This window comes from Actinoplanes sp. CA-030573, assembly GCF_050951115.1.
Taxonomy (GTDB): Bacteria; Actinomycetota; Actinomycetes; order Mycobacteriales; family Micromonosporaceae; genus Actinoplanes.
Genome location: NZ_CP192038.1, coordinates 9,078,193 through 9,101,725, shown reverse-complemented (window position 1 = coordinate 9,101,725; position 23,533 = coordinate 9,078,193). Strand labels below are relative to the sequence as shown.

General features: G+C 72.2%; 25 protein-coding genes. 11 read left to right on the top strand and 14 right to left on the bottom strand.

Translation table 11 applies throughout. The features are described from left to right. Positions 1–35: 35 nt before the first annotated feature. From ACQP2F_RS42070 to ACQP2F_RS42055, 4 genes are all read right to left on the bottom strand, one after another. The gene (locus tag ACQP2F_RS42070) at positions 36–701 is read right to left on the bottom strand and encodes a hypothetical protein (RefSeq protein ID WP_433297878.1); all 666 of its coding nucleotides are present in this window, start codon (positions 699–701) and stop codon (positions 36–38) included. Then, the gene (locus ACQP2F_RS42065; protein WP_433297875.1) at positions 698–1,159 is read right to left on the bottom strand and encodes a hypothetical protein; all 462 of its coding nucleotides are present in this window, start codon (positions 1,157–1,159) and stop codon (positions 698–700) included. Before ACQP2F_RS42065 ends, ACQP2F_RS42070 begins: the two co-directional genes overlap by 4 nt. Before the next feature lie 41 nt (positions 1,160–1,200). Continuing rightward, positions 1,201–1,707: a hypothetical protein gene (locus tag ACQP2F_RS42060; RefSeq protein ID WP_433297872.1), complete on the bottom strand. Its 507-nt coding sequence runs from the start codon at positions 1,705–1,707 to the stop codon at positions 1,201–1,203. Positions 1,708–2,106: 399 nt separating this feature from the next. Continuing rightward, positions 2,107–2,499, bottom strand: a complete 393-nt coding sequence (locus ACQP2F_RS42055) for a RidA family protein (RefSeq protein WP_433297870.1) — start codon at positions 2,497–2,499, stop codon at positions 2,107–2,109. 30 nt (positions 2,500–2,529) lie between these two features. Between ACQP2F_RS42055 and ACQP2F_RS42050 the strand changes: the two genes are divergently transcribed. Next, on the top strand, positions 2,530–3,270 hold the full coding sequence (locus ACQP2F_RS42050) for a class I SAM-dependent methyltransferase (protein ID WP_433297868.1): 741 nt from the start codon (positions 2,530–2,532) through the stop codon (positions 3,268–3,270). Here ACQP2F_RS42050 and ACQP2F_RS42045 read toward each other — a convergent pair. The 6 genes from ACQP2F_RS42045 to ACQP2F_RS42020 form a co-directional block, all read right to left on the bottom strand. Then, positions 3,212–3,952, bottom strand: coding sequence for a carbon-nitrogen hydrolase family protein (locus tag ACQP2F_RS42045; protein ID WP_433297866.1), 741 nt, complete (start codon positions 3,950–3,952; stop codon positions 3,212–3,214). The genes ACQP2F_RS42050 and ACQP2F_RS42045 overlap by 59 nt on opposite strands. A 33-nt stretch (positions 3,953–3,985) precedes the next feature. Beyond that, positions 3,986–4,729, bottom strand: coding sequence for a class I SAM-dependent methyltransferase (locus tag ACQP2F_RS42040; RefSeq protein ID WP_433297864.1), 744 nt, complete (start codon positions 4,727–4,729; stop codon positions 3,986–3,988). A 68-nt stretch (positions 4,730–4,797) separates the two neighbouring features. Further along, the gene (locus tag ACQP2F_RS42035; protein ID WP_433297862.1) at positions 4,798–5,178 is read right to left on the bottom strand and encodes an SRPBCC family protein; all 381 of its coding nucleotides are present in this window, start codon (positions 5,176–5,178) and stop codon (positions 4,798–4,800) included. Beyond that, positions 5,175–5,489 carry a metalloregulator ArsR/SmtB family transcription factor gene (locus tag ACQP2F_RS42030; protein ID WP_433297860.1) on the bottom strand — a complete coding sequence of 105 codons (315 nt, stop codon included), beginning with the start codon at positions 5,487–5,489 and terminating at the stop codon, positions 5,175–5,177. The genes ACQP2F_RS42035 and ACQP2F_RS42030 overlap by 4 nt, the downstream gene beginning before the upstream one ends. A 42-nt stretch (positions 5,490–5,531) precedes the next feature. Then, positions 5,532–6,566, bottom strand: a complete 1,035-nt coding sequence (locus tag ACQP2F_RS42025; protein WP_433297858.1) for a MerR family transcriptional regulator — start codon at positions 6,564–6,566, stop codon at positions 5,532–5,534. A gap of 119 nt (positions 6,567–6,685) precedes the next feature. Further along, positions 6,686–7,282 (bottom strand): LysE/ArgO family amino acid transporter, encoded by a 597-nt coding sequence (locus ACQP2F_RS42020; RefSeq protein ID WP_433297856.1) that lies wholly within the window; start codon positions 7,280–7,282, stop codon positions 6,686–6,688. Between the two features lie 71 nt (positions 7,283–7,353). On the opposite strand from ACQP2F_RS42020, the gene ACQP2F_RS42015 reads away from it, so the two are divergent. After that, entirely contained in the window at positions 7,354–8,154 is an 801-nt protein-coding gene (locus ACQP2F_RS42015) for a LysR family transcriptional regulator ArgP (protein ID WP_433297853.1), read from the top strand. Positions 8,155–8,158: 4 nt separating this feature from the next. Here the strand turns inward: ACQP2F_RS42015 and dapD are convergent, their stop codons facing one another. Beyond that, the gene (dapD, locus tag ACQP2F_RS42010; RefSeq protein ID WP_433297850.1) at positions 8,159–9,106 is read right to left on the bottom strand and encodes a 2,3,4,5-tetrahydropyridine-2,6-dicarboxylate N-succinyltransferase; all 948 of its coding nucleotides are present in this window, start codon (positions 9,104–9,106) and stop codon (positions 8,159–8,161) included. Positions 9,107–9,204: 98 nt separating this feature from the next. Here dapD and dapE point away from each other — a divergent pair, with 98 nt between their 5' ends. After that, on the top strand, positions 9,205–10,278 hold the full coding sequence (gene dapE / locus ACQP2F_RS42005) for a succinyl-diaminopimelate desuccinylase (RefSeq protein ID WP_433297847.1): 1,074 nt from the start codon (positions 9,205–9,207) through the stop codon (positions 10,276–10,278). Between the two features lie 40 nt (positions 10,279–10,318). Here dapE and ACQP2F_RS42000 read toward each other — a convergent pair whose 3' ends face one another. Next, the gene (locus tag ACQP2F_RS42000; protein ID WP_433297844.1) at positions 10,319–10,501 is read right to left on the bottom strand and encodes a hypothetical protein; all 183 of its coding nucleotides are present in this window, start codon (positions 10,499–10,501) and stop codon (positions 10,319–10,321) included. Between the two features lie 187 nt (positions 10,502–10,688). Between ACQP2F_RS42000 and ACQP2F_RS41995 the strand changes: the two genes are divergently transcribed. The 5 genes from ACQP2F_RS41995 to ACQP2F_RS41975 all read left to right on the top strand — a co-directional run bounded on the left by ACQP2F_RS41995 (position 10,689) and on the right by ACQP2F_RS41975 (position 20,690). Beyond that, on the top strand, positions 10,689–11,465 hold the full coding sequence (locus ACQP2F_RS41995; protein WP_433297842.1) for a TIGR00730 family Rossman fold protein: 777 nt from the start codon (positions 10,689–10,691) through the stop codon (positions 11,463–11,465). Between the two features lies 1 nt (position 11,466). After that, the gene (locus ACQP2F_RS41990) at positions 11,467–12,012 is read left to right on the top strand and encodes a TIGR00730 family Rossman fold protein (protein ID WP_433297840.1); all 546 of its coding nucleotides are present in this window, start codon (positions 11,467–11,469) and stop codon (positions 12,010–12,012) included. 391 nt (positions 12,013–12,403) lie between these two features. Beyond that, positions 12,404–13,426, top strand: a complete 1,023-nt coding sequence (locus ACQP2F_RS41985; RefSeq protein ID WP_433297838.1) for a LacI family DNA-binding transcriptional regulator — start codon at positions 12,404–12,406, stop codon at positions 13,424–13,426. A gap of 29 nt (positions 13,427–13,455) precedes the next feature. Further along, positions 13,456–17,307 carry an ATP-dependent helicase gene (locus ACQP2F_RS41980; RefSeq protein ID WP_433297836.1) on the top strand — a complete coding sequence of 1,284 codons (3,852 nt, stop codon included), beginning with the start codon at positions 13,456–13,458 and terminating at the stop codon, positions 17,305–17,307. Then, entirely contained in the window at positions 17,304–20,690 is a 3,387-nt protein-coding gene (locus ACQP2F_RS41975; RefSeq protein WP_433297834.1) for an ATP-dependent helicase, read from the top strand. The genes ACQP2F_RS41980 and ACQP2F_RS41975 overlap by 4 nt, the downstream gene beginning before the upstream one ends. Here the strand turns inward: ACQP2F_RS41975 and ACQP2F_RS41970 are convergent. Next, on the bottom strand, positions 20,687–21,082 hold the full coding sequence (locus ACQP2F_RS41970; RefSeq protein ID WP_433297832.1) for a pilus assembly protein CpaE: 396 nt from the start codon (positions 21,080–21,082) through the stop codon (positions 20,687–20,689). The genes ACQP2F_RS41975 and ACQP2F_RS41970 overlap by 4 nt on opposite strands. A gap of 238 nt (positions 21,083–21,320) precedes the next feature. On the opposite strand from ACQP2F_RS41970, the gene cspE reads away from it, so the two are divergent. Further along, positions 21,321–21,524, top strand: coding sequence for a transcription antiterminator/RNA stability regulator CspE (gene cspE, locus ACQP2F_RS41965; RefSeq protein ID WP_030442529.1), 204 nt, complete (start codon positions 21,321–21,323; stop codon positions 21,522–21,524). 55 nt (positions 21,525–21,579) lie between these two features. Here the strand turns inward: cspE and ACQP2F_RS41960 are convergent, their stop codons facing one another. Beyond that, positions 21,580–22,293 (bottom strand): lysophospholipid acyltransferase family protein, encoded by a 714-nt coding sequence (locus ACQP2F_RS41960; RefSeq protein WP_433297827.1) that lies wholly within the window; start codon positions 22,291–22,293, stop codon positions 21,580–21,582. Positions 22,294–22,403: 110 nt separating this feature from the next. On the opposite strand from ACQP2F_RS41960, the gene ACQP2F_RS41955 reads away from it, so the two are divergent. Then, on the top strand, positions 22,404–22,610 hold the full coding sequence (locus ACQP2F_RS41955) for a hypothetical protein (protein ID WP_433297825.1): 207 nt from the start codon (positions 22,404–22,406) through the stop codon (positions 22,608–22,610). Between the two features lie 35 nt (positions 22,611–22,645). After that, positions 22,646–23,533 carry a hypothetical protein gene (locus ACQP2F_RS41950; protein ID WP_433297823.1) on the top strand — a complete coding sequence of 296 codons (888 nt, stop codon included), beginning with the start codon at positions 22,646–22,648 and terminating at the stop codon, positions 23,531–23,533.

Below are 23,533 nucleotides of genomic sequence, written 5' to 3'. Positions count from 1 at the left end.
GGGACCCTGCCGGGGGCTCGACCTTCCCGGTCCGCTCAGCCGGGGGCGACGGTAGGCGCGGACTCGTCGCTCCCGGTGGCGACCGGGATGGGTGTGGCTTCGGGCGACGCCGACCGGGTCTCGGCCGGCGTCGCGTGGGGAGTGTCCGCCGGCGCCGCGGTGGCGGGCGCCGTCGTGGCCGCCGGCGGCGTGGCCGGCGGAGCGGCGGGCCCGGCCACCGCCGCCTCGGTGGCCGGGTTCGCGCCGGCCGACCGCACGGCCGGCGCGCCGGGGAAGGCGAGGCGGTCGCTCCTGCCGCTCTCCTCGCCCACCCAGAGCCGGTACTTCGGGACAATGGTCCAATACCACTTCCCGCCCGCGACCTCCGCCGCCGCGAAGGTGACCGACTCGCTTGCTCCGCCGCCGGCGGTCACGGTGTGCGTGACGTCGGGCAGCGGCGGTTCGCTCACGCTGTGCGCCGTGACCACGTAGCGGTCCATCCGGTCGCCCGGCGCGATCTCCTGCGCGCTCCAGCTGACCAGCGCGCCGCCGCCCTGCTTGGCGACGCTCGGCGTGACACCGCGCGGCATCTTCTCCGAGCGCACCCGGAAGGAGACCGGCTTGCTCGGGATGGCCCAGTCGGCGCGGGCGACCATCGTGCCCGCGACGCCGAGGGCGCCGACCACCGCCGCGACCACCAGGTAGGTGAGCGGTCGTCTCATCGGCCGGTCCGGGCACCGGCACCGTACAGGCCGATCGTGAACCTCGTCGCGGCGCACTTCGGCGTGGTGCTCGGGGGCATGGAGACGGAGAACGTCCCCGGCAGCGTCGTGCGGCCGTGCGCCCGGACCAGGGCCGGCAGCCGGCCGCCGTAGCTCGAGACGCGCAGTCCCGAGGTCGGGCAGCCGCGCCGCGAGGTCCTGACGACTCTCCCACCGAGCCGGTCGATCCGCAGGTTCCATCGGCCGGGATTGACGATGGTGAGCCTGATTCGTCTCGCGGCGCCCGGGTACAAACCCTGAACCGACGTTCCCTCCACGGTGAACCGGTCCGAGCTGCTGCCGTCCCGGCCGACCAGGATCAGCTGCGGCCGGTCGCGCTCGGCCGATCCGGGCGAGCCGAGAGTCGCCAGGGGAAGGACGATCAACGCCAGCGCGGTGATTGTCGTCCGCCATTTCACGCTTCAAGCTCCTGCGCTTTCGGTGGGAGAGCCGGGTGGGATCAGGCGGAACGAAGCTCGCCGTTGAGCTTGAACGTGATCTTGAAGATCTTGCCGGCACACTTCGGGCTGGCGTCCTCCGTCATGGAGACGAAGTTGGGGAACGTCGCACCGACCGTCTTGCCCGCATCGATGTTCACGTCGTCCGGGTCGGCGAGCGTGATGTGCGCGTCGTTCTGCCCGCAGTCGGTGCTCTCCTTCTTGTTATTGACGTCGGCAGCGTTGTCATAGACCTTGACGACGATCGACTTCGCGTCCACCGACGTGGCGGTCACCGGATACTCGTTGTAATTGCCGATCGACGCGGTGGCATTCACGGCGTGTCCGGGCCAGATGTTCGAGACGCCGTTGATAGTGGCGATCACCGGCTGGATCGTCGAGCTCTGCGCGTTGACGGTGCCGGAGCCGTTGAACCACCCGGATGCGTAGGCGAACGCCGCGGTTCCACCGGTGATGGCGAGGACCGAGCCGCCGACGAAAGCGGCCGAACGCTTGGTGAGCTTGCGCATGGGTGAGTTCCTCCTGGAACGGTGATCTGTCGGTGTGACCGGGCCGTTTCGGCGTCCGGCGCTGCGACCAAGATGACCGACCCGGAATCGCCCGGCGATAGGTATTCCGTCCGTGCTGTTCCGAACGCTGCGCCACCCGCACGCGACCGTTCCGGTTACCCCGAAAGGCGGACCCGCGCGCTTCTGATCAGCACCTCTGGATCCGATGCAACTATTGCCACCAGGGAAGAGTTGTCGCTAGCAACAATGCGCCGCCCGCTCAACCCGGAGCGAGATCAATACGGTCTTGACGGCGGCCGAACGTGAGAAACGGCGGACGAAAATCGCGTACCGGGAGTGCCTTTTCCGGCCCTAACGGATTAACGATTCCACGAAAGAGGCATACGGAGTTAGGCTATGTCAGCGAGCGGGCAGAGCGGCGATCGCCTCGATCTCGACGCGGAACGCCGGATGCACCAGACCGCCGACCTGGACCAGCGAGCTCGCCGGCGGGCGGGACACGTCCACGAACTCGTCGCGGACCGTGCGGAAGGCCGCGAGATCGGCCATGTTCGTCAGGAACACGGTCAGCTTCAGCACGTCGCCCATCGCCGCGCCGGCGTCGTCGAGGATGGCGGCGATGTTGCGGAACACCTGGCGGGTCTGCTCGGCCGGATCGTCGTAGCCGACCAGGCGGCCTTCGGCGTCCAGCGGCACCTGTCCCGAGATCAGCAGCGTCGGCCCCGCGAACGAGACGGCATGGCTGTAACCGTTGACCGGCGGCGTCCCGTCGGGCCGGATGTGGTGCTGCATGCGAGCGAGCCTAATGGCTACTGTCGTCCGATGACACTGGTCTTCGGCGAGGTGGCATCGATCTACGACGACGTCCGGCCCGGTTATCCGGACGAGGTGCGACAGGCGATCATCGCGTACGCCGGGAAGCCGCCCCGTGCGATCGTGGAGCTCGGCGCCGGCACCGGCAAGGCCACCGAGTTGCTGCTGCGGCTCGGCGCCCCGCTCACCGCGGTCGAGCCCGACCCGCGCATGGCCGACCTGCTCCGTGGCAAGTTTCCGCAGGCCACAGTGGAGGAGACGACCTTCGAGCAGTGGGTGCCGGCCGAGCCGCCCGACCTGATCGCCTGCGCCACCGCCTGGCATTGGATGGACGCCGAGACGCGCAACCACCGCGCCTTCGACCGGCTCGCGCCCGGCGGTGCCCTGGCGATCTTCTACCACCGCTACAACGTCCTCGATCCCGCGCAGTCGGATGCGATCGACGAGCTGCTGACCCGGATCGACCCGGACGTGCCGGACAAGGACGAGCACTGGGTGCTCGACGACGTGACCGCCGCCGGCATCTGGTCGGACGTCCGGGAGTGGCGCTTCCACGCCCACCCGGTCTTCGGCAAGGAGCGCTACCTCGCGCTGATGCAGACGTTCTCACCGTTCCGCCGGCACTCGGCCGAGCTGCGCAAGCGGACGCTGGACGGCCTGGGCGCGCTGCTCGACGACTTCGGCGGCGAGATCACCCTCGAGTTGCGGACGACGCTGGTGCTCGGTCGTAAGCCCGGCGCCCCGGACTGACCATCGTGGCGCGGGCGATCTCGCCGGGCGCCCGGCCGGCCCGCGCCGCCACGGTGCCGTCGGGGGCCCAGATGCCGGATCGGCCGGCGGTCTCGGTGTAGCCGCCGCCGGTCGGGCCGGCGAACGACGACGTGGCCACCCAGACGCCGTACGCCTCGCCGGCGCGCCGGGCGCGGTCGGCCGCCACCGTGTCGCCCGCCGGCGGGTCGACGACCCCGGCCACGTACGCGTCGATGCCCAGCTCCGCCGTCTCCGCGAGGTGCTCGGGGATGCCGGTGTCGCGGCAGATCGCCAGGCCCAGCCGCCAGCCGTCGACCTCGAGCACCTCGGGCGACGGTCCGGGCCGGAAGCGCTCCTCGCTGGAGTGCGGGTTCCGCTTGCGGTACGCGACCCGGACGCCGCCGCCGTCGACCGCCAGCATGCCGATGTGCGGCCCGTCGACCGGCGCCCCGGCCAGCGCGATCGTGTCGGTGGCCGCGCACGCCTCGACCAGCGGCGCGAGCCGGGGGTCGTCGACTGCCAGTTCCGGCGCCTCCAGCTCGTAGCCGGTCAGCGACAACTCGGGGAAGACCACGACCCGGGCCGCGGCCGCGCGAACGGCGGCGGCGTGGCGGGTCGCGTTCGTGGCGACGTCGAGGGCGACGACGCGCGGCTGGGCGACGGCAATGACCAAGGAGCGCATGGGCCGATCATTCCTTCGGGGGGTCGGTGCTGGCTAGCCGCGTGCGGCCTGGAGCAAGAAGCGATGGGCGGCCACGGTGAGCGGACCGCGCAGGCGGATGATCGAGTCGAGCCGCTCGAGGCCCTTCGCGTATCGCTCGGGGGTGAAGTCCCGGATCTGCCACGGCAGGTCACGCAGCCGGCGCACCACCGACCCGACGTCGGTGAAGACCAGCTCGGGGTGCTCCTCGCGGATGTCGGTGACCTCGAGGCCACCGGCGGCCAGCCGGGCCGCCGCGACCTCGGCGTTCCACGGCTGGCGATAGGCGGGTGGGGCGCCGAGGATCCGGTTGATCTCGGCCAGGTCGTCGCTGCCGACCTGCTGGGTGAGCAGCCGGCCGCCGGGTCGCAGCAGGCGGTAGATGTCCGCGGCCGGCAGTCGCCCGTGCCGGCTCAGCACCACGTCGAACTCGTCCTCGCCGCCGGGCAGCTCGGTCAGCACCGCCACGCCGAAGGGCGCGAGCCGGTCGCGGGCGACGGGGGTGTTGCGGGCCCAGCTCTCGACCGCGACCGTGTGCGGCGGCAGCGGGGCGAGCTCGGCCAGCAGCTCGCCGCTGCCGGTGTCGAGGTCGAGCACCGCGCCGGCCCGGCGCACGAGGGCACGGGCCAGCTCCGGGTACGACCAGGAGGGCTCCCCGGGGCGGCCGTCCAGCCAGGCGAACTCCCAGCCGGTGGCGCGCTCGCCGAGGGCCGTCGCGGTCGACTCGACCGGCTCGCCGTACTGCTGCCCGCTGCGCACATGCCGACGTTAGCCAGGCCGCCCATGAGCCCGCCCCGGTTGTGACGCGACTCAAGCTCGAAACATGGTTACGGTATGGCAACGGCGAGGTGGGCCAGGATGCCCGGCCAGCCGTTGCCCATGCCCTCGAGCGCGTGCGAACCCGGCTCGAATCCGTCGTGCACGAGGAAGAGCCGGGTGCCGTTCCCCTCGGGCTCGAGCCGCCAGGTGATGGTCGTGTCGAGCACGCCCTCGGCGAAGGTGTAGCTCAGCAGCTTCTCCGGCTCGACCTCGATGACCTGGCACGACTGGTTGCCCCAGTCGCCCATGTCCATGGTGAAGCGGTGGCCGACGACGGGCTTGATGTCGCCCGGGCGCCACCAGCGGGCGAGCAGCTCGGGCTCGGTGAGCGCCCGCCAGACCGCGGCCGGTGGCCGCGCGATGAACTGGTCGCACTCGATGCTGCTCATAGGTCTTCTCCTTCGACGAGGTCACGCAGCGTGGTGAGACGCCGGCGCCAATATCGCTCGAACGGGTGCAGCCAGTCCTGCACCTCGGTGAGCGGCTCGGCCGCCAGGTGGTAGTAGCGGTGGCGGCCGCGCGGCTCCTCGGTGACCAGGCGCGCCTGGCGCAGCACGGCCAGGTGCTCCGAGATCGAGGGCCGGCTCAGCTCGAAGCGCGCGGCGAGCTCACCCGCGGGGAGCGGCCCGCCACGCAACGCGTCGAGCAACTGCCGGCGCACCGGGTTGGCCAGCGCGCCGAAGACGTCCACCTCCGGCATGCGTCGATAATGCGTCGGAAATCTCCGACACGTCAAGGGGTGTCAGTCGTTGCGTACCGGCATCAGGATCGAGAACCGCGACCCGCCCGGGACGCGCACCGCCAGCGGCTGAATCGGCCCGTCCAGCTCCAGCAGGAGCTGCCCGGCGCCCCCGGCGTCCAGCGCCTGCAGCAGGAACTCGCGGTTGACCGCCACATGCCGCTCCGCCGACCACTCACTCTCGGTGGCGACCCGCACGCTTCCCTCCGGATCAAGACCGAAGATCACCAGGTCGTACGCCGAGCCGTCGTGCTCCCGCTTGGCAACGGGCGCCGCCTGGACCATCTCGCGCAGCCGCTGGGTGTCCACGGTGACCCGGGCGACCGGCTCGGTGGTCCGCCGCGTGAGCCGCCGATAGTCCGGGAAGTCGACGGCCAGCGGCTTTCCCTCGACCACCGCGCCGCCGGACTCGGCCCGCACGCCCTCGCCGGTCAGGTCGAGCGTGATCTCGCCGGGCAGCGCGCGCACGCCGTCGACGAACGCCAGCGGCAACGACAACCGCACCGGTGGCCCCTCGATCGCGGCCGGCAACTCGGCCACGGCCAGCCGATAGCGATCGGTGGCGGCCAGCGTGAGCAGGCTGTCGCCGGCGTCGAACAGCACGGCGGGCAACAGCCCGTCGGGCTCGGCGGCCGCCGCGAACCGCACCGCGTCCAGGCTCGCGGCCAGCGCGGCGGCGGGCAGGGTGATCCGGGTCATGAGCTTCTCCTCCAGGTCGAGCAGGGCATGGATGCGAAGGAGCTCACGCTGGGCGTCGGCGAGCCCGTCCTCGAGCCGGCGCCGATGGCGGTGCAGCCGGCGGCGTACGGCGTCGGGCTCGTCCATCTCCCGCACCGCCGCCGCGATCTCCGCGACCGGAAGTCCCACCCGCCGCAGTCCCGCGATCAGCCGGGCCGCCCGCACCTGCGCGTCGCTGTACCACCGATAGCCGGTGACCGGATCGACCGACGCCGGCACGAGCACCCCCGCCCCGTCGTAGAACCGGAGCGCGCTGACCGCCAGCCCGCTGGCCTTGGCCACCTCACCGATGCCGCGCATGTCTCCTCGCACCCCGCTGACTTTGATGCCTCGACCTGCTGGAGGGTCAAGTGTCGCGCTGCTTACCGATGCGCGCGGAGCCTGTCGCTCTGCTTACCGATTCGCGCGGAGGCGGGCGGCTAGCCGGCGATGAGGCTCGCCGCCACGCCGAGCATGACGACGGCGATCAGGCCGTCGAGCACGCGCCATGCGGCCGGGCGGGCCAGCAGCGGGGCCAACCGGTGCGCGCCGGCGCCCAGGGCCGTGAACCAGGCCAGGCTCGCGGCGGCGGCGCCCAGGCCGAAGATCCAGCGGTGCGGGTGACGCTGGGCGACCGAGCCGAGCAGCAGCACCGTGTCGAGGTAGACGTGCGGGTTCAGGTAGGTGAGGGCCAGGCAGGTGAGCACCGTCGCGCCGAGGGTGGCGGGGGCCCGCTCGGCGGGGGTCAGGCGGGTGGGTCGCATCGCGCGGCGGGCGGCCATGATCGCGTACGCGGTGAGGAACGCGGCCCCGACCCAGCGGATGACCGTGACGGCGGACGGCCGGGCCGTCACCACCGCGCCGAGGCCGCCGATGCCGGCCAGGATCAGCAGCAGGTCGGAGAGGGCACAGACGGCCACGACCGCCAGCACGTGCTCCCGGCGCAGGCCCTGACGCAGCACGAAGGCGTTCTGCGCGCCGATGGCGACGATCAGGACGGCGGACGCGAGGAAACCGGCGATCAGGGAGGTGAGCACCTACCCGACGCTAGGCGGTGCTCACGGCGTACTCAAACTAAAGATTTTGACGTTGGTTTAGAGTTTCTTACGTGGATCAGGTGCAGCTCGCGACGTTCCAGGCGGTGATCGGCACCGGCAGCTTCGAGGCGGCCGCCCGGCAGCTGCACGTCACGCCCTCGGCGGTCAGCCAGCGGATCAAGGCGCTGGAGAGCTCGGTCGGGCAGGTGCTGGTGCGCCGGGCGAAGCCGTGCGTGGCGACCCCGGCGGGGGAGGCGCTGGTCCGGTTCGCGGGGCAGGTCGAGCTGCTGGAGCGGGAAGCGCTGGCCCAGGCCCGCGACGGCGCCCGGGTGTCGATCGTGGTGAACGCCGACTCGCTCGACACCTGGTTCCTGCCGGCGCTGGCGGCGGTGCCCGGACCGGCCTGGGAGCTGCACACCGACGATCAGGACTACACGGCCGACCTGCTGCGCTCGGGCACCGCGATGGCGGCCGTCACCGCCGAGCACGTCGCGGTCCAGGGGTGCCGGCTCGAGCCGCTGGGTTCGATGCGTTACCTACCGGTCGGCAAGCCGGGGCCGATGATCGTCTACAACCGCAAGGACCGGCTGCAGCACCGCTTCCTGGAATCGGTCGGGCAGGCCGCCGACGCGCCGATCCACTACGTGCCGGCGGCGGCCGCCTTCGTCGAGGCGATCCGGCTCGGCCTGGGCTGGGGCATGGTGCCCGAGCAGCACGCGCGGGCCGACATCGCCGCCGGCCGCTATAGCCCGATATTTCCGGACAGATTCCTCGACGTGCCGCTCTACTGGCAGTACTGGAAGATCGAGTCGGCCGTGTTGCGCGACTTGACCGCGGCGGTCCGGAACGCGGCCGCCGCGGCGCTGCGCTGAGGGCTCAGTCGTTGGAGTGCAGGGCCGAGTTGAGCTCGATGCCGGTGCCCGACCGCGGCCGCGCCTCGAGCGTCCCGGTCACCGAGTTCTGCCAGAAGAGCAGGTTGTCCTGCCCGGACAGCTCGCGTGCCTTGACCACCCGGCCGTCGGGCAGGGTCAGCTTCGAGCCGGCCGTGATGTAGACGCCGGCCGCCACCACGCAGTCGTCGCCGAGCGAGATGCCGATGCCCGCGTTCGCCCCGATCAGGCTGCGCTCGCCGACCGACACCCGCTCCTTGCCGCCGCCGGAGAGCGTGCCCATGATGGACGACCCGCCGCCGATGTCGGAGCCGTCGCCGACCACCACGCCCTGGACGATGCGGCCCTCGACCATCGAGACGCCCAGCGTGCCGGCGTTGAAGTTGACGAAGCCCTCGTGCATGACCGTGGTGCCGGCGGCCAGGTGGGCGCCGAGGCGCACCCGGTCGGCGTCGGCGATGCGCACGCCGGTCGGGGTGACGTAGTCGGTCATCCGCGGGAACTTGTCGATGCCGTAGACGGCCAGGTGCCGGCCGGCCGCGCGCTCGAGCAGGCGCAGCTCGTCGACCTGGTCGGGCAGGCACGGCCCCGCCGAGGTCCAGGCCACGTTGGTGAGCGCGCCGAAGATGCCGTCCAGGTTGATCGAGTTGGGCACGACCAGGCGGTGCGAGAGCAGATGCAGGCGGAGGTACGCGTCGGAGGCGTCCTTGATCGGGTCGGCCAGCGACTCGATCGTCACGCTCACCTCGACCACCGACACGCCGGGCAGCGCGCGCGGCCCGGTCAGCCCGGTGGGCAGCGCCGACGGCTCGGCCGGCCCGGCGCCGAGGCCGAGGTAGCCGGTCGGGAACCAGGTGTCGAGCACCTGGCCGTCGGCGGTGACGGTGGCGAGGCCGATGCCCCACGCGGGCGAGGTCGAGATCGCGGTTTCCACGTAGCAGACCCTACTAAAGGGGCCGCGCCGACCGGTGGGCGCGTGACGAGGATCGTAAGTCCGAAGCCGATTCACCCACGGCCGGTATGGTGCGCGATATGGCCAACCCGCTTACCCCGGACGTGCTGGTCGACCCGGTCGTGCTGACCCGCGCCCTGGTCGACATCGAGTCCGTCTCCCGCAACGAGAAGGTGATCGCCGACTGCGTCGAGGAGGTCCTCCGCAAGGCGCCGCACCTGAGCGTGGACCGTCTCGGCAACACGGTGATGGCCCGCACCGATCTCGGACGCGAACAGCGGGTGGTGCTGGCCGGTCACCTCGACACGGTGCCGATCAACAACAACTTCCCGTCGACGGTGGTCGACGACCTGATCTACGGCTGCGGCACGTCCGACATGAAATCGGGTACGGCGCTGGCCCTGCACCTGGCGGCGACGCTGCCCGACCCCGGCTACGACATCACCTACCTCTTCTACGAGGCGGAGGAGATCGAGTCGCGGTACAACGGGCTCAACCTGGTCTCCGAGCAGCACCCCGAGTGGCTGCGCGCCGACTTCGCGGTGCTGCTCGAGCCGACGTACGGCGTGGTCGAGGCCGGCTGCCAGGGCACGCTCCGGGCGCTGGTGCGCACCCACGGCCGGCGGGCGCACACGGCCCGGGCCTGGCGCGGGGTCAACGCGATCCACGCGGCCGGTGAGGTGCTGCGACGGCTGGACGACTACCGGCCGCGCACGGTCACGATCGACGGGTGCACGTTCCGCGAGGGGCTCAACGCCGTACGGATCAAAGGCGGTGTCGCGGGCAACGTCGTGCCGGACGAGTGCGAGGTCGAGGTCAACCTCCGCTTCGCGCCGGACCGCACCGAGAAGCAGGCCCTCGAGCACGTGCTCGAGGTCTTCGAGGGCTTCGAGGTCGAGCTGACCGACTCGGCGCCGGGCGCGCTGCCCGGCCTGGCTGCCGCGCCGGCCCGGGAGTTCCTGGCCGCGGTCGGCGAGGAACCGGCGGCCAAGCTGGGCTGGACCGACGTCGCGCGGTTCGCGGCGCTGGGCATCCCGGCACTCAACTACGGTCCCGGCGACCCGTTGCTCGCGCACGCCCCCGACGAGCACGTGGAGATCGGCAAGATCCGGGACGGCGCGGCGACGCTGCACCGCTGGCTCTCGGCCTATTAGTCGGCTGCCCCGACGCGTACCGGAAACCGCTCTTGATCGGTCAGATCGCCTGGACGGTCACCCGGCCGATCGCGCGCAACGCCTGCGGCGGGATCTCGATCGTGGCCTCCGGATCGTGCGGCGGCTTGGTCTCGGCGCGCGACATCCGCCGCTCCTCGACCACGAGGCGGATGCGGCGCTGCATGCGGCGCTGTTCCTTGAGACGTTCGTATCGGTTCGTCACGGTGGCTCCTTAGCCCAGGAACCCGGCCGAGACCGGGCGCCGTGCCGTCGATTTCGTAACTGTACAGACGCTCCAGAGCTACCGTCCGTTGCTTCAATCTGGCAAAAAGGTTCGCCGGTCGCAATCCTCTTACCGAAACCCAACCGGTTATTCACCGCCTACTGACCGTCCGCACTACCTTTTAGGCATGACGGACAGCACCTCACGACGGCGGCCGGAGCCGGAGCGTCATCGCGGAGCGGTCACGCTGCGCCGCGAGTCGCTCCCCTCGAGCACGGCCGACGAGAAACTGCTCGACTCGAGCAACAGGCGCGAGTGGAAGACGAAGGATGCCTGGCGGTCGCTGCGCATCCTGTCCGAGTTCGTCGAGGGCTTCGACACGCTGGCCGACCTGCCGCCCGCGGTGAGCGTCTTCGGCTCGGCCCGCAGCAAGCCCGACAGCCCCGAGTGCGAGATGGCCGCCGACCTCGGCGCGGCCCTGGCCGAGGCGGGCTATGCGGTGATCACCGGCGGCGGGCCGGGCGTGATGGAGGCGGCCAACCGGGGCGCCACCGAAGCCGGCGGCATGTCGGTCGGCCTCGGCATCGAGCTGCCGTTCGAGCAGGGTCTCAACGACTGGGTCGACGTCGGCATCGACTTCCGCTACTTCTTCGTCCGCAAGACCATGTTCGTGAAGTACGCGCAGGCCTTCGTGGTCCTGCCCGGCGGCTTCGGCACGCTCGATGAGCTGTTCGAGGCGATCACCCTGGTGCAGACCAAGAAGGTGACGCGCTTCCCGGTCATCCTCATGGGCGCCGATTACTGGGCCGGCCTCATCGACTGGATCAAGCAGACGTTGCTGAAGGACGGCAAGGTGAGCGAGGCCGACCTCGAGCTCATCCAGGTGACCGACGACGTCGAGGAGGCGGTTCAGATCATCGTGAACGCCGACGCGGCCCTCGCCGAGACCAACGGGAAGCGGTGACGTGGCCGCCATCTGCGTCTTCTGCGCCTCCTCCAACAAGCTCGACCAGCAGTGGCTCGACCTCGCCACGCAGACCGGCGCCGAGCTCGCCGCCCGCGGGCACACGCTGGTCTCCGGCGGTGGCTGCGTCGGCATGATGGGCGCGGTCGCCGACGGCGCCCGGGCCGGCGGCGCGCACACCCTCGGGATCATCCCGCAGTCCCTGGTGGACCTCGAGGTCGCCGACCTCAGCTCGGACGAGCTGGTCATCACCGGCGACATGGGCAGCCGGAAGAACCTGATGATCGAGCGATCGGAAGCGTTCATCACGCTGCCCGGCGGCCTCGGGACGATGGACGAGCTGTTCGAGGTGTGGACCACGGCCACGCTCGACCTGCACGCCAAGCCGATCGTGCTGCTCGACCCGACCGGCTTCTACGACGGGTTGGTCTCGTGGCTGGGGCAGCTCGCGGACACGGCCTTCGTCCGGGCGGCCGCCCTCGAACGGGTGACGATCGCCAAGTCGATCGGCGAGGCCTTCGACGAGATCGAGCGGGCGCTGGCCTGACCGCCGCACCGAGCCGCATCACGCCTGGTGGGTGTCACCACACCCACCAGGCGTGACTCGTCTCCCGGCGAGCCCGCCGGAGTAGACCGGGGGCGCGCCAGCAACGCGCTCTCACCGGACGCGCTCGGTGCGCTCGCGCCGGGTTGCCCGACGGGGTCGCAACTCGCCGGGGACGCCTCGGGTCTCGCAGGGGTGGCCCCTGCCGGAACGGTGCGATGCGGCGCTGCCGCTCCGGCAGGGGGCCTGCGGGTGAGTGGCCCGTGTGCTAGAAGCGTTTAGCTATCACGCTGCTCCCCGCGGCCGGGAGACGTCAAGACTTGTCGATCAGTAATCGCACCATGACATTGTGCGGTTTTCGCCGTCGTTACTCCGTTGTGGAACACTGCCTGGCATGGCCCCCCAACGGGCGACTCTTCTGCAGGTCGCGCAGCGGGCCGGCGTGTCCCGCAGCACCGCCTCCTTCGTCCTGGCCGGACGACATCAGGACATGCGGATCTCCGAGGATGCCCGGCAGCGGGTGCTCCGGGCGGCCCAGGAGCTGGACTACCGGCCCAACCTCATGGCGCGCAGCCTGCGTACCAAGATCACCAAGACCATCGCGCTGGTCTCGGACACGATCGCCTCCGACCCGTACGCCGGACGCGTGATCCAGGGCAGCCTGGCCGCCGCCGTCGCGCGTGGCCACCTGCTGTTCATCGGCGAGACCGAGGGCGATCCGGTGATCGAGGAGAAGCTGATCGCCGACTTCCTCGACCGGCAGGTCGACGCCTTCCTCTACGCGAGCATGTTCACCCGCCACGTCCGGGTGCCCAAGCTGTTGCGGGACCGGCCCGTGGTTCTTCTCAACTGCCTCGGCCGGAGTACGCGACCGGGCCATCACGCGGTCATCCCGGACGAGATGACGGCGGGCGTCGACGCGGCCCGCACGCTGCTCGAGGCCGGTCACCGCGGCGGCATCCACCTGGTCGGCCATCCCAGCGGCGGGGTCTTCGCCGCCCGCGAGCGGCTCGCCGGCATCAAGGAGGGACTGGGCGAGGCGGGTGCGCGGCTGGCCGGGACGATCGACTGCGACTGGTGGCCCCATTCCGCGTACGAGGCGGTCGGTCGCGCCCTGGCCGAGGGGCTCGAGCTGAGGGCCCTCATCTGCCTGAACGACCGGATCGCCCTCGGCGCCTACCAAGCGGTCGGTGAGGCCGGACTGGCCATTCCCGACGACGTGTCGGTGCTCTCCTTCGACGACTCCGAGCTCGCGGCCTGGCTGCGGCCCCAGCTGACCAGTATCGGGCTGCCGCACTACCGGCTCGGCTGGCAGGCGGTGGAGACGCTGCTCGGCCCGTCGGCACCGCCGGTGGTGCAGCGGGTGCCGATGCCGGTCGCCCGGCGGGGGTCGGTCGCCAAACCGCGCTGCGAATAACGTCGTACCCCCGTGGTTTCCTATATCCCGTGAGCACGCCGGCCCCTTCCGCCTCGGTGCGCCGGCCTGCCTATCGTCTGGTCCGGCGGCCGCTCCCCGCGCTGCCCGCGCTGCGCCCCGACCCGGTCCAGGCCTACGTCTCCGCCCACGCCGACGGCCCACTCCTGGTGGTCGGCGGTCCCGGCACGGGCAAGACGACGGTGCTGGTCGAGGCGGTCGCGGCCCGGATCGCCGAGGGCGTCGACCCCGAGCGCATCCTGGTGCTCACCTTCGGCCGCCGGGGCGCCACCGCCCTCCGCGACCGCATCGAGGCCCGCATCGCCGGCGACCGCGGCCGCATCATGCACGAGCCGCTGGTGCGCACCTTCCACGCCTACTCCTACGCGCTGCTGCGGCGGGCCGCGGCCGAGCGCGGCGAGCCGTCGCCCCGCCTGCTCACCGGCCCCGAGCAAGACCTGATCATCCGCGAGCTCCTCGCCGTGGTCGGCGACCCCGACGCCCCCGACGAGATCGGCTGGCCCGAGGCGTTGCGCCCGGCCCTGCCCACCCGGGCCTTCGCCCAGCAGCTGCGCGACCTGATGCAGCGCGCCGCCGAGCGCGGCGTCGGCCCGGCCGAGCTGGCCCGCCTCGGCGAGCGCCTGGGCCGCGACGACTGGCCGGCCGCGGCCCGCTTCCTCCGGGAGTACGTCGCGGTCCTGGCCCTGCGCGACGTCACCACCCGCGGCTCGACCGCCTACGACCCGGCCGAGCTGGTGCGCGCCGCCTCCGGCCTGCTGGCCGACGACCCCGCCCTGCTGGCCGCCGAGCGTGACCGCCTGGCCTACGTCTACGTCGACGAGCTGGCCGACACCGACCCGGCCCAGATAGAGCTGCTGGCCCAGGTCGCCGGCGGCGGCAAGCCGCTGGTCGCGTTCGCCGATCCCGACTCCTCGATCTACGGCTTCCGCGGCGCCGACCCGACCGCGGTGTCCACCTTCCCCACCAAGTTCCGCACCGCGTCGGGCGCCCTCGCCGAGACGATCACCTTGCACACGAACTACCGGGCCGACGCACCGCTGCTGACCGCCACGACGCGGGTGGCCCGGCACATGCGGGGGCCGATCGCCCACCGGCCGATGCACCCGCCGGCCCCGCCCGCGCCCTCGCCTGCGCCCGTCTCGCCCTCGCCCTCGCCCTCGCCCTCGCCCGCCGCCTCGTCCTCGCCCGGCGTTCCCGTCGGCGGAGCCCTCGAGGCCGGCGCCGTCGTGCGGACATTTCGTGCCACCACCGCCGAAGCCGCATATGTCGCCCACGCCTTGCGGGAAGCGCACCTGCTCCACGGCGTCCCCTGGTCGCGGATGGCGGTCGTGCTGCGGTCGACCTCGTTGCAGTTGCCGTCCTTCCAGCGGGCGCTGGCCGCCGCCGGGGTGCCGACCGTGACCCACGCCGAGGACATGCCGCTGCATCTGCAGCCGGCCGTGGCGCCTTTCCTGCTTCTTCTGCGGTGCGCGCTCGACCCGGAGTCGCTCAACGAGGAGGCGGCCGTCGCGCTGCTGCACTCGCCGCTGGGTGGGGCCGATCCGCTGGCCGAGCGGCGGCTGCGGCAGGGCCTGCGGGCGCTGGCGCTGGCGGCCGGCGATCGGCGGCCGTCGGGTGAGCTGCTGGTCGATGCCGTTCGCGATCCCGCCGGGCTCGACATGGTCGAGCGGCGCTGGGCAGTTCCGGCGCAGACCGTGGCCCGGCTGATCGCCACCGCGCGGCAGGCGGCGGCCGAGCCGGGGGCGACCGCGGAGCAGGTGCTGTGGACGGTGTGGCGAGAGAGCGGGCTAGCCGACCGGTGGTACGCCATGAGCACCCGCACCGGCCTCTCCGACGACGCCGACGTGAGCCGGGCCCGGCAGTGGCGGGCCGAGGCGGCCGACCGCGACCTCGACTCGATGGTGGTGCTCTTCGACGCGGCGGCCCGGTTCGTCGACCGGCTGCCGGGCGCGCGCACCGAGGTGTTTCTCGACCACGTCCTCGGCCAGGACCTGCCGGCCGACTCGATCGCGCCGAGCGCCGACCGGGGTGAGGCGGTGCGCCTGCTCACCGCGCACGCCGCGAAGGGCCTGGAGTGGGACGTGGTGGTCCTGGCCGGCGTGCAGGAGGGCATCTGGCCCGACCTGCGCCTGCGTGGCAGCCTGCTCGGTTCCGAACGCCTGGTCGACGTGCTGGCCGGCCGCGCCGCCACCGGCCGCGCGGCAGTGGTGGGCGAGACGTCGGCCCTGCTCGACGAGGAGCGCCGCCTCTTCTACGTGGCCGCGACCCGCGCCCGCCAGAAACTGATAGTCACGGCCGTGGCCTCGGCCGGCGTGGGCGGCTCCGAAGGGGAGGAGCAGCCCAGCCGCTTCCTCACCGAGCTGGTGTCGTCTCTGCCGGGCCCATCCGACGGCTCGGCCGACGATGGCCCGCCCCCGCCGGATGGCCCGCCCCCGCCGGATGGCCCACCCCCGCCACTGGACGGGCCGCAGGATGGTCCGCCACCAGCCGATGGCCCGCTGGACGGCCCGCCGCTGGACGGCCCGCCGCCAGCCGATGGCCCGCTGGACGGCCCGCCGCTGCAGGACGGGCCGCGGCCGGATGCCCCGTCGCCGCAGGACGGGCCGCCCTCACCGGGAGGCTCGCTGCCGATGGAGGCCCCGCGCGGCCGGTCGAGCGCCGTCGTCCCGCACCCGCGTGGCGGCGATGACGACGATGCACCCGATATAACGGATATTTCGGGCGGAAGCCGAACCAGAGAACGCGACGGTGCCGAGGAGAGCGAGCGCGGCGGCGACCCGGGCCGGGAAGCCGACAGCGCCGACGCCGACGTGCGCGAGGACGTACCCGACGGTGACGAGGAGCAGGAGAAGCTGCGGACCGAGGGCGAGCTGCCCGTCGGCCGGGCGCCGCGCGCGCTGACGTTGGCCGGGCTCGTGGCCGAACTGCGTACCGTTGTGGTCGGGGGCGACCAGACGCCCGGCCGGCGGCGGGCTGCGGCGGCCGAGCTGGCCCGGCTCGCGGCCGCCGGTGTGCCGGGGGCGCATCCGGATGAGTGGTGGGGACTTCGGCCGCTCTCCGACGATCGGCCGCTCGTCGAGGAAGGGGAGCCGGTCAAGGTCACGCCGTCCTCGATGGAGAGCGCCCTTCGGTGCAGCTTGCGCTGGCTGCTCGAGCGTCATGGCGGGGCCGCGCCGCCGGGGCCGGCCCAGGGGGTGGGCAATCTGGTGCACGCCGCGGCCATGCTGGCCGAGGATGCCAACGCCGATCGGGAGAAACTGGTCGAATACGTGTCGGCCCGGTTCGACGCGATCGAGCTTGCCGCCCGCTGGCTGGCCGGGCCCGAGCAGGAGCGGGCGCAGGGCATGGTGGACAAGCTGCTGCGGTGGCTGGCGGCCAACCCGCGTCGGCTGCTGGCCATCGAGCACGAGTTCACCGTGCGGCTCGAGGACGAGAAGCGGCCGATCGACCTGACCGGCCGGGTCGACCGGCTCGAGATCGATGAGGAGGGGCGGCTCGTCGTCATCGACCTCAAGACCGGCAAGTCCACCACCGTGTCCGCGGCCGACGTCGAGGAGCACGCTCAGCTGGCGGGTTATCAGGCGGCGGTCGAGGCGGGGGCGTTCGGCGATCACGGCGCTCAGAGCGGCGGCGCGGCTCTGGTGCAGCTCGGGCCGGGGAAGGACGCGCGTGAGCAGATGCAGGTCGCGCTGGGCGACGCGACCGACCCGCAATGGGCGTACGCGATGGTCCGCCGCACCGCGGAGACGATGGCGGCCGCGACCTTCTCGGCCGTCGCCAACAGCCGGTGCCGGGTCTGCCCGGTCCGCACCAGCTGCCCGATCTCCGGCAAGGGGCGACAGGTAGTAGAAGATACGCAGTGACCCAGCCCAGCCTCTTCGCCGACGAACCGGTGGCGCCACGCCGCCGTGCCGACTCGGGACCGCGCTACACGCCGGCCGAGCTGGCCAGATTGTTGCGCCTGCCGCCGCCGACCAGCGAGCAGGCCGCGATCATCTCGGCCGCGGTCGAGCCGCTGCTGGTGGTGGCCGGCGCCGGCTCGGGCAAGACCGAGACGATGGCCTCCCGGGTGGTCTGGCTGGTCGCCAACGGCTATGCCCACCCCGACCAGATCCTCGGCCTCACCTTCACCCGCAAGGCCGCCGGCGAGCTCGCCCACCGCGTGCGCACCCGGCTCGGCCAGCTCGTGCGGCGCCTCGGCCGGGACGACGCCCTGGTCGGCGAGGCGACGATCTCCACCTATCACTCGTACGCGGCCCGCATCGTCACCGAGCACGGCCTGCGCGCCGGCTACGAGCCGTCGGCCCGGCTGCTGACCGAGGCTGCCCGCTGGCAGATCGTCGACTCGCTGGTCCGCGCGTACACGGGCGAGATGACCGGCTTGAACCGCGCGCCCGGCACCGTCACCGACGACGTGCTCGCGCTCGCCTCCGAGCTCGCCGAGCACCTGGTGACCCCGGACGAGCTGGCCGCCTGGACCGGCCGCTTCTTCGCCGAGGTCCAGGAGCTGCCCGGCCGTGTCTACAAGGATGTCGCCGACGTACTCCAGCGCCAGCGGCACCGGCTCACGCTGCTGCCCCTCGTGCGGCTCTTCGAGCAGCGCAAACTCGACCTCGAGGCGATGGACTTCGGCGACCAGATGGCCCGCGCGGCCCGGGTCGCCCGCGATCACCCGGCGGTCGGCGAGATCGAGCGCGGCCGGTTCCGGATCGTGCTGCTCGACGAATACCAGGACACCAGCCATGCCCAGGTGACGATGCTGAACGCGCTCTTCGGCGGCGGTCACCCGGTCACCGCGGTCGGCGACCCCTGTCAGTCGATCTACGGCTGGCGCGGCGCCTCGGCCGGCACGCTCGACCGCTTCCCCAAGGAGTTCACCCTTCCCGGCGGCGGCGACGCCTGGGTGGAGAAGCTGACCAAGAGCTGGCGGAACCGGCCCGAGATCCTCGAGGTGGCCAACGAGCTGTCCCGGCCGTTGCGGGCGGCCGGCGCCCGGGTCGCCACGCTCGAGGCGGCGCCGCGGGTGGCGACGAGCGTAGGCGGCCGCACGGTGAGCTGTGCACTGCTCACGACGTACGCGGATGAAGCTGATTGGATCGCCGGCCAGATGCTGCGGGCCTGGCAGATCGCCGGCGGCATGCTCGACGCGGCGCCCGAGCAGATCCCGGTCGAGCGGCGGCCGACCAGCGCGGTCCTGGTGCGGGTGCGCAGCCAGATCCCGGTGATCGAGCAGGCGTTGCGGGCGCGGGGCCTGCCGGTCGAGGTGGTCGGGCTGGGCGGTCTTCTCGACACCCCAGAGGTACGCGATGTCGTCTGCACGCTGCGGGTGCTGGCCGACCCGACCGACGGCGCCTCGCTGCTCCGGCTGCTGACCGGTGCCCGCTGGCGGATCGGGCCGCGTGACCTGGTCGCGCTGCACCGCCGGTCCCGGGGCCTGGCCGCGGCCCGCGCCGAGGTGGTCAGCCGGGCCGATCCGGAGGAGTTCCTGGCCGACCGCCTCGACGACGCCACGCTGATCGAGGCCATGGCCGACCTGGGCGCCCCCCAGCAGTACTCGGCCGAGGGCTACGCGCGCCTTCGCGCGTACAGCCGGGAGCTCAGCGCCCTGCGGCAGCGCCTCGACCAGCCCCTTCCCGACCTGGTGGCGGACATCGAGCGCACCATCGGCCTGGACGTCGAGGTGGCGGTACGCGGCTGGCGGGCCGGCGACGCGGGGCTGGCTCGCGGCCACCTGGACGCGCTCGGCGACGTGGCGGCCCGGTACGCGGCCGAGACCGACGGCGGCACGCTGGCCGGCTTCCTCGCGTTCCTGGCCGCGGCCGAGGAGGAGGAGCGCGGTCTGGAGCCGGGCCAGGTCGACGTGGTCGAGGGCGCGGTCCAGATCCTCACCGCGCACGCCGCCAAGGGCCTGGAATGGGACGTGGTGTCGGTGGCCGGGCTCAGCAAGGGCGTCTGGCCGGGGCTGGTCCGGGGCAGTGACCACTACCTGATGGGCATCGGCGTGCTGCCGTTCCCGCTGCGCGGCGACGCCGACGGCCTGCCCGAGCTCGACCTGACCGGCGCGGCCGACCAGAAAGACGTGGTCGCGGCGGTGTCCGACTTCGGGCGCAAGTGGCGCGAGCACGACGAGCGCGAGGAGCGGCGGCTCGCGTACGTGGCGGTGACCCGCCCGCGCCGCCTGCTGCTCTGCTCGGGCTACTGGTGGGGTGAGGGCGTCAAGAAGCCGCGCGGCCCGTCGGTGTTCCTCGACGAGATCCGGGCGACCTGCGAGGCCGGCGCCGGCCTGGTCACCGAGTGGGCGCCCGAGCCCGCCCCGGACGAGCCGAACCCGTCGGGCGCCGAGGTCGCGTCGGCTGAATGGCCGTTCGACCCGCTGGGCCGCCGTCGCCCGGCCATGGCCGCGGCCGCCGACCTGATCCGCCGCATGATCGCCGATCCGTCCGCGTCGGCCGCCGAGGCGTTCGCGGAACTGGCCGCGAGCGATCCGGAGATCGCCGCCCGGGCCGGCTTCGCCGCCGACCTGGTCGGGCTGCCCGCGGCGGAAGCGGAGGACCCGGACATTTTACGCTGGCGGCGGGAAGCCGACCTGCTGCTGGCCGAACGGGACGAGCGCTCCCGCCGGGACGGGCCCATCGAGGTCGCGCTGCCCGCCCACCTCTCCGTGTCGCAGCTGGTGGTGCTGCGGCGCGACCCGCAGGGACTGGCCCGATCGTTGCGCCGGCCGCTTCCGCAACGGCCCGCGCCGTACGCCCGCCGGGGCACCGCCTTCCACGCCTGGCTCGAGCAGCGCTTCGGCTCGGCCCGCCTGATCGACATCGACGAGCTGCCGGGCGCCGCGGACGACGACGCGGCCGGCGACGAGGAGCTGACCGCCCTGCAGGAGGCGTTCCTGAGTGGCGAGTGGGCCGATCGCACCCCGGTCGAGGTGGAAGTGCCGTTCGCGACCTCGGTGGCCGGTGTGGTGGTCCGGGGGCGGATGGACGCCGTCTTCGCCGAGTCCGGCAACCGGTACGACGTGATCGACTGGAAGACCGGCCGGCGACCGGTCGGCGAGGCGGCGGAAGCGGCGGCGGTGCAGCTCTCGGCGTACCGGATCGCCTGGGCCTCGCTGGCCGGGGTGCCGGTCAACCGCGTGCGCGCCGGCTTCCACTACGTGCGCGAGCAGGTCACGGTGCGTCCGCACGATCTGCTGGACGCCGACGCGCTGGCGGCCCTGGTCGCCGAGATCCCGGAGGCGGGCGACTAACCCACGCCGGCGGCGGCGAGGAGGTGGAGCAGGGCGCTCGCGTACGCCTCCTCGGCCGTTGGCGCCTCGAAGCTCCGTTGCTCCCCGAGCAGGTCGATGCTCACCTCGTACGCGTCGATGTCCCGCCGCAGTCCCCGGAAGGTGCCGCCCAGCAGTTCCCGCAGCTGGTCCTCCCGCGGCAGCCAGATGGCCTCGTCGATCTCGACGTCGTCCAGCGCCCACTCCGTGGTGCCGTTGAAGCCGATCACCGGCCCCTCCGGCATCGGGTACACCTGGATGGTCATGTTGCTCAGGACGAACACCTCTTCGTCCAGGTCCCGGTCGGGGATCGCGAACCGGTCCCCGAGCGCGGGTTTCCACGCGAGCCCGGCCTCTTTCAGTCGTGATGCCATTTGTGCGCCGATCACCGCCGAGCCTCCTCAATCGTGCTACGCTCCGACCGTTGTTCGTTTGGTTTGCCAAGTACTTAGGAGCGCCTGTGGGGAATTCTGCCCCAGGCGCTCTTTGTCGTAACCCGGGTTCTCCGGTGCGGGCGATCAGTACGGCGACACGAGACTCGGGGAATCCGGGTCTTACCACCTCGCACCTGTCCATAATGGGCGGGAGCGATCGACCGTCGAGGAGACGATCATGGTTACCGGCGTTGTGAAGTGGTTCAACGCGGACAAGGGCTTCGGGTTCATCACCCCCGACGACGGCGGCGCCGACGTCTTCGCCCACTTCTCCGCGATCCAGATGTCGGGCTACCGCAGCCTGGAGGAGAACCAGCGGGTCGAGTTCGAGGTGACCCAGGGCCAGAAGGGCCCGCAGGCCGCGAACATCCGCGCTGTCTGACAAGAAGTAAGACAACTGGCGGCGCCGCATCCCACCCGGGGTGCGGCGCCGTTCGTCATACGGCGGCGGCCTCGGGCAGCGGCGCCGTTCCGCCCAGGTGCGCGGGCAGCCACCAGCGATCCTCCGGGCCGGAGGGCTTTTCCGGATAAGCCCGCTGGACCGCGTCGAGCAGGCTGCTCATCCGCTCCTTGAGGGCCGCGGTGAGCGCGTCGGGCGACGTGCCCTTGGGCATATCGAGGGCCTCGCCGACCTTGATCAGCACCGGCACGTGCCGCTTGGTCAGCTCCTTCTTGTGTCCCTTGGTCCACAGCCGGTGCGGGCCCCAGACCACCATCGGGATCAACGGCACCTTGGCCGTACGCGCGAGCCGGACCGCGCCCGACTTCAGCTCCTTCACCGTGAACGACTCGCTGATCGTCGCCTCCGGGAAGACGCCGACGACCTGGCCGTCCTTGAGCGCGTTGGTCGCCTCGCGGAACGAGGCCGCGCCGGCGTCGCGGTCGACCGGGATGTGTTGCATGCCGCGCATGAGTGGGCCGCTCACCTTGTGGTCGAAGACCGACTTCTTGGCCATGAACCGGACCAGCCGCTTGGCCGGCTGTGCGGCCAGGCCGCAGAAGATGAAGTCGAGGTAGCTCACGTGGTTACTCGCGAGCACCGCACCGCCCTCACGCGGGATGTTTTCGGCCCCGTCGACCTGAATCCGCAGGTCGAGCGCGCGGAACATCGTCTTGGCGAAGGCGATGACCGGGGGATACACGAGTTCCATGAAAAGACGGTAGCGGAACTCCCTGAAGATCGGCTGGATCGGGTGCAACCACTGAGGCCCCGGCAGCGTCTTTACCTAAGACGACTGTGCGGCGACGGGGGGAGACACACATGCGCAGCACGCCCGCCCGCCGTGAGTTGGCGTTCGTGCTCGCCGTGGCCTGTGCCGGCCTGGCCCTGGTGCTGGTCGTCGTTTTCGCACCGTGGTATCCGGCTTCGTCCCCCGCGTCCGCCGACGTGGGGACCGTGCCCGACCGCATCGTGCGGCTCGTCGGCGATGAGCGGCCGGCCGGAACCGGTGTCGCGATCACGCCGTAACGCGATTCTCAGCGGCGTGGTGTTCACTGGGATTCATGTCTGAGCCGACTCCGGAGACCTTCGCCTGGCAGCGGCCCGGCGACCGGTTCGCGTCGGGCATGGTGACGGGCTCGGCCGGGTCCCTGCTCGCGCCGCCGCCCCCGCCACCGGAGGCGCCGCCGGCCCCGGACGGGCCGAAGCGCCGCCGGCGGCAGATGCAGATCTTCGCGGGCATCGCCGGCGGCATCCTGGCGATCGGTCTGACCATCCTGCTGGCGCTGGTCTTCTCGTCGGACGGCAACCCGTTCCGCGACAAGGTCTCGGCGCCCACCGACGTGCGCCCGCCGCTGGCCCAGGCCTGCCCGGCGCCGACCGGCTCGCCGAGCCCGGCGCCGACCCGGGCGCCGGGCGCGCTGCCGCCGGCCACCGGGGCGCGTACGACCGACACCGAGGCCGGCATCTCCTACAAGGCGTACGGGGCGCCCTGGGTGCCGTGGACGACGGTGTGGCGGGCCGGGACGCTCGAGGTGCCGTACAAGGTCGGCCAGCACTTCGTGACCGAGACCTACGGCGGCGGCGAGTACCACGCGTCGATCCTGTCCGCGGCGGTCCCGGCCGCCGACAACGACGCGGTGACGCTCAATCTCGAGTGCGTGGGGCAGCAGGTGGCGGCCGACGTGCGGGCCGAGTACTACCCGCAGCCGAACACGCTGGAGCGGATCAAGGACGGGCTGACCACGATCGGCGGGCGGCCGGCCTACCTGAGCCAGTTCCGGCTGCACTTCCACGAGGCCGGGCTGACCGCCACCGACGAGCTGTCGGCGGTGGCGGTCATCGACGTGGGCAAGCCGACCGCGGCGGTCCTGTACGTGTCGATCCCCGGCACCCACAAGCAGTGGGACTACGTGGTCGACGACGTCATGAAGTCGGTGCGGGTGCTCTGA

What these genes read in the sequence shown, in the direction of transcription:
- ACQP2F_RS42070 (WP_433297878.1), bottom strand. Translation starts at nt 701, where the DNA reads ATGAGACGACCGCTCACCTACCTGGTGGTCGCGGCGGTGGTCGGCGCC.
- ACQP2F_RS42060 (WP_433297872.1), bottom strand. Translation starts at nt 1,707, where the DNA reads ATGCGCAAGCTCACCAAGCGTTCGGCCGCTTTCGTCGGCGGCTCGGTC.
- ACQP2F_RS42055 (WP_433297870.1), bottom strand. Translation starts at nt 2,499, where the DNA reads ATGCAGCACCACATCCGGCCCGACGGGACGCCGCCGGTCAACGGTTAC.
- ACQP2F_RS42050 (WP_433297868.1), top strand. Translation starts at nt 2,530, where the DNA reads ATGACACTGGTCTTCGGCGAGGTGGCATCGATCTACGACGACGTCCGG.
- ACQP2F_RS42045 (WP_433297866.1), bottom strand. Translation starts at nt 3,952, where the DNA reads ATGCGCTCCTTGGTCATTGCCGTCGCCCAGCCGCGCGTCGTCGCCCTC.
- ACQP2F_RS42035 (WP_433297862.1), bottom strand. Translation starts at nt 5,178, where the DNA reads ATGAGCAGCATCGAGTGCGACCAGTTCATCGCGCGGCCACCGGCCGCG.
- ACQP2F_RS42030 (WP_433297860.1), bottom strand. Translation starts at nt 5,489, where the DNA reads ATGCCGGAGGTGGACGTCTTCGGCGCGCTGGCCAACCCGGTGCGCCGG.
- ACQP2F_RS42025 (WP_433297858.1), bottom strand. Translation starts at nt 6,566, where the DNA reads ATGCGCGGCATCGGTGAGGTGGCCAAGGCCAGCGGGCTGGCGGTCAGC.
- dapE (WP_433297847.1), top strand. Translation starts at nt 9,205, where the DNA reads ATGGCCAACCCGCTTACCCCGGACGTGCTGGTCGACCCGGTCGTGCTG.
- ACQP2F_RS41995 (WP_433297842.1), top strand. Translation starts at nt 10,689, where the DNA reads ATGACGGACAGCACCTCACGACGGCGGCCGGAGCCGGAGCGTCATCGC.
- ACQP2F_RS41985 (WP_433297838.1), top strand. Translation starts at nt 12,404, where the DNA reads ATGGCCCCCCAACGGGCGACTCTTCTGCAGGTCGCGCAGCGGGCCGGC.
- ACQP2F_RS41970 (WP_433297832.1), bottom strand. Translation starts at nt 21,082, where the DNA reads ATGGCATCACGACTGAAAGAGGCCGGGCTCGCGTGGAAACCCGCGCTC.
- cspE (WP_030442529.1), top strand. Translation starts at nt 21,321, where the DNA reads ATGGTTACCGGCGTTGTGAAGTGGTTCAACGCGGACAAGGGCTTCGGG.
- ACQP2F_RS41960 (WP_433297827.1), bottom strand. Translation starts at nt 22,293, where the DNA reads ATGGAACTCGTGTATCCCCCGGTCATCGCCTTCGCCAAGACGATGTTC.
- ACQP2F_RS41955 (WP_433297825.1), top strand. Translation starts at nt 22,404, where the DNA reads ATGCGCAGCACGCCCGCCCGCCGTGAGTTGGCGTTCGTGCTCGCCGTG.
- ACQP2F_RS41950 (WP_433297823.1), top strand. Translation starts at nt 22,646, where the DNA reads ATGTCTGAGCCGACTCCGGAGACCTTCGCCTGGCAGCGGCCCGGCGAC.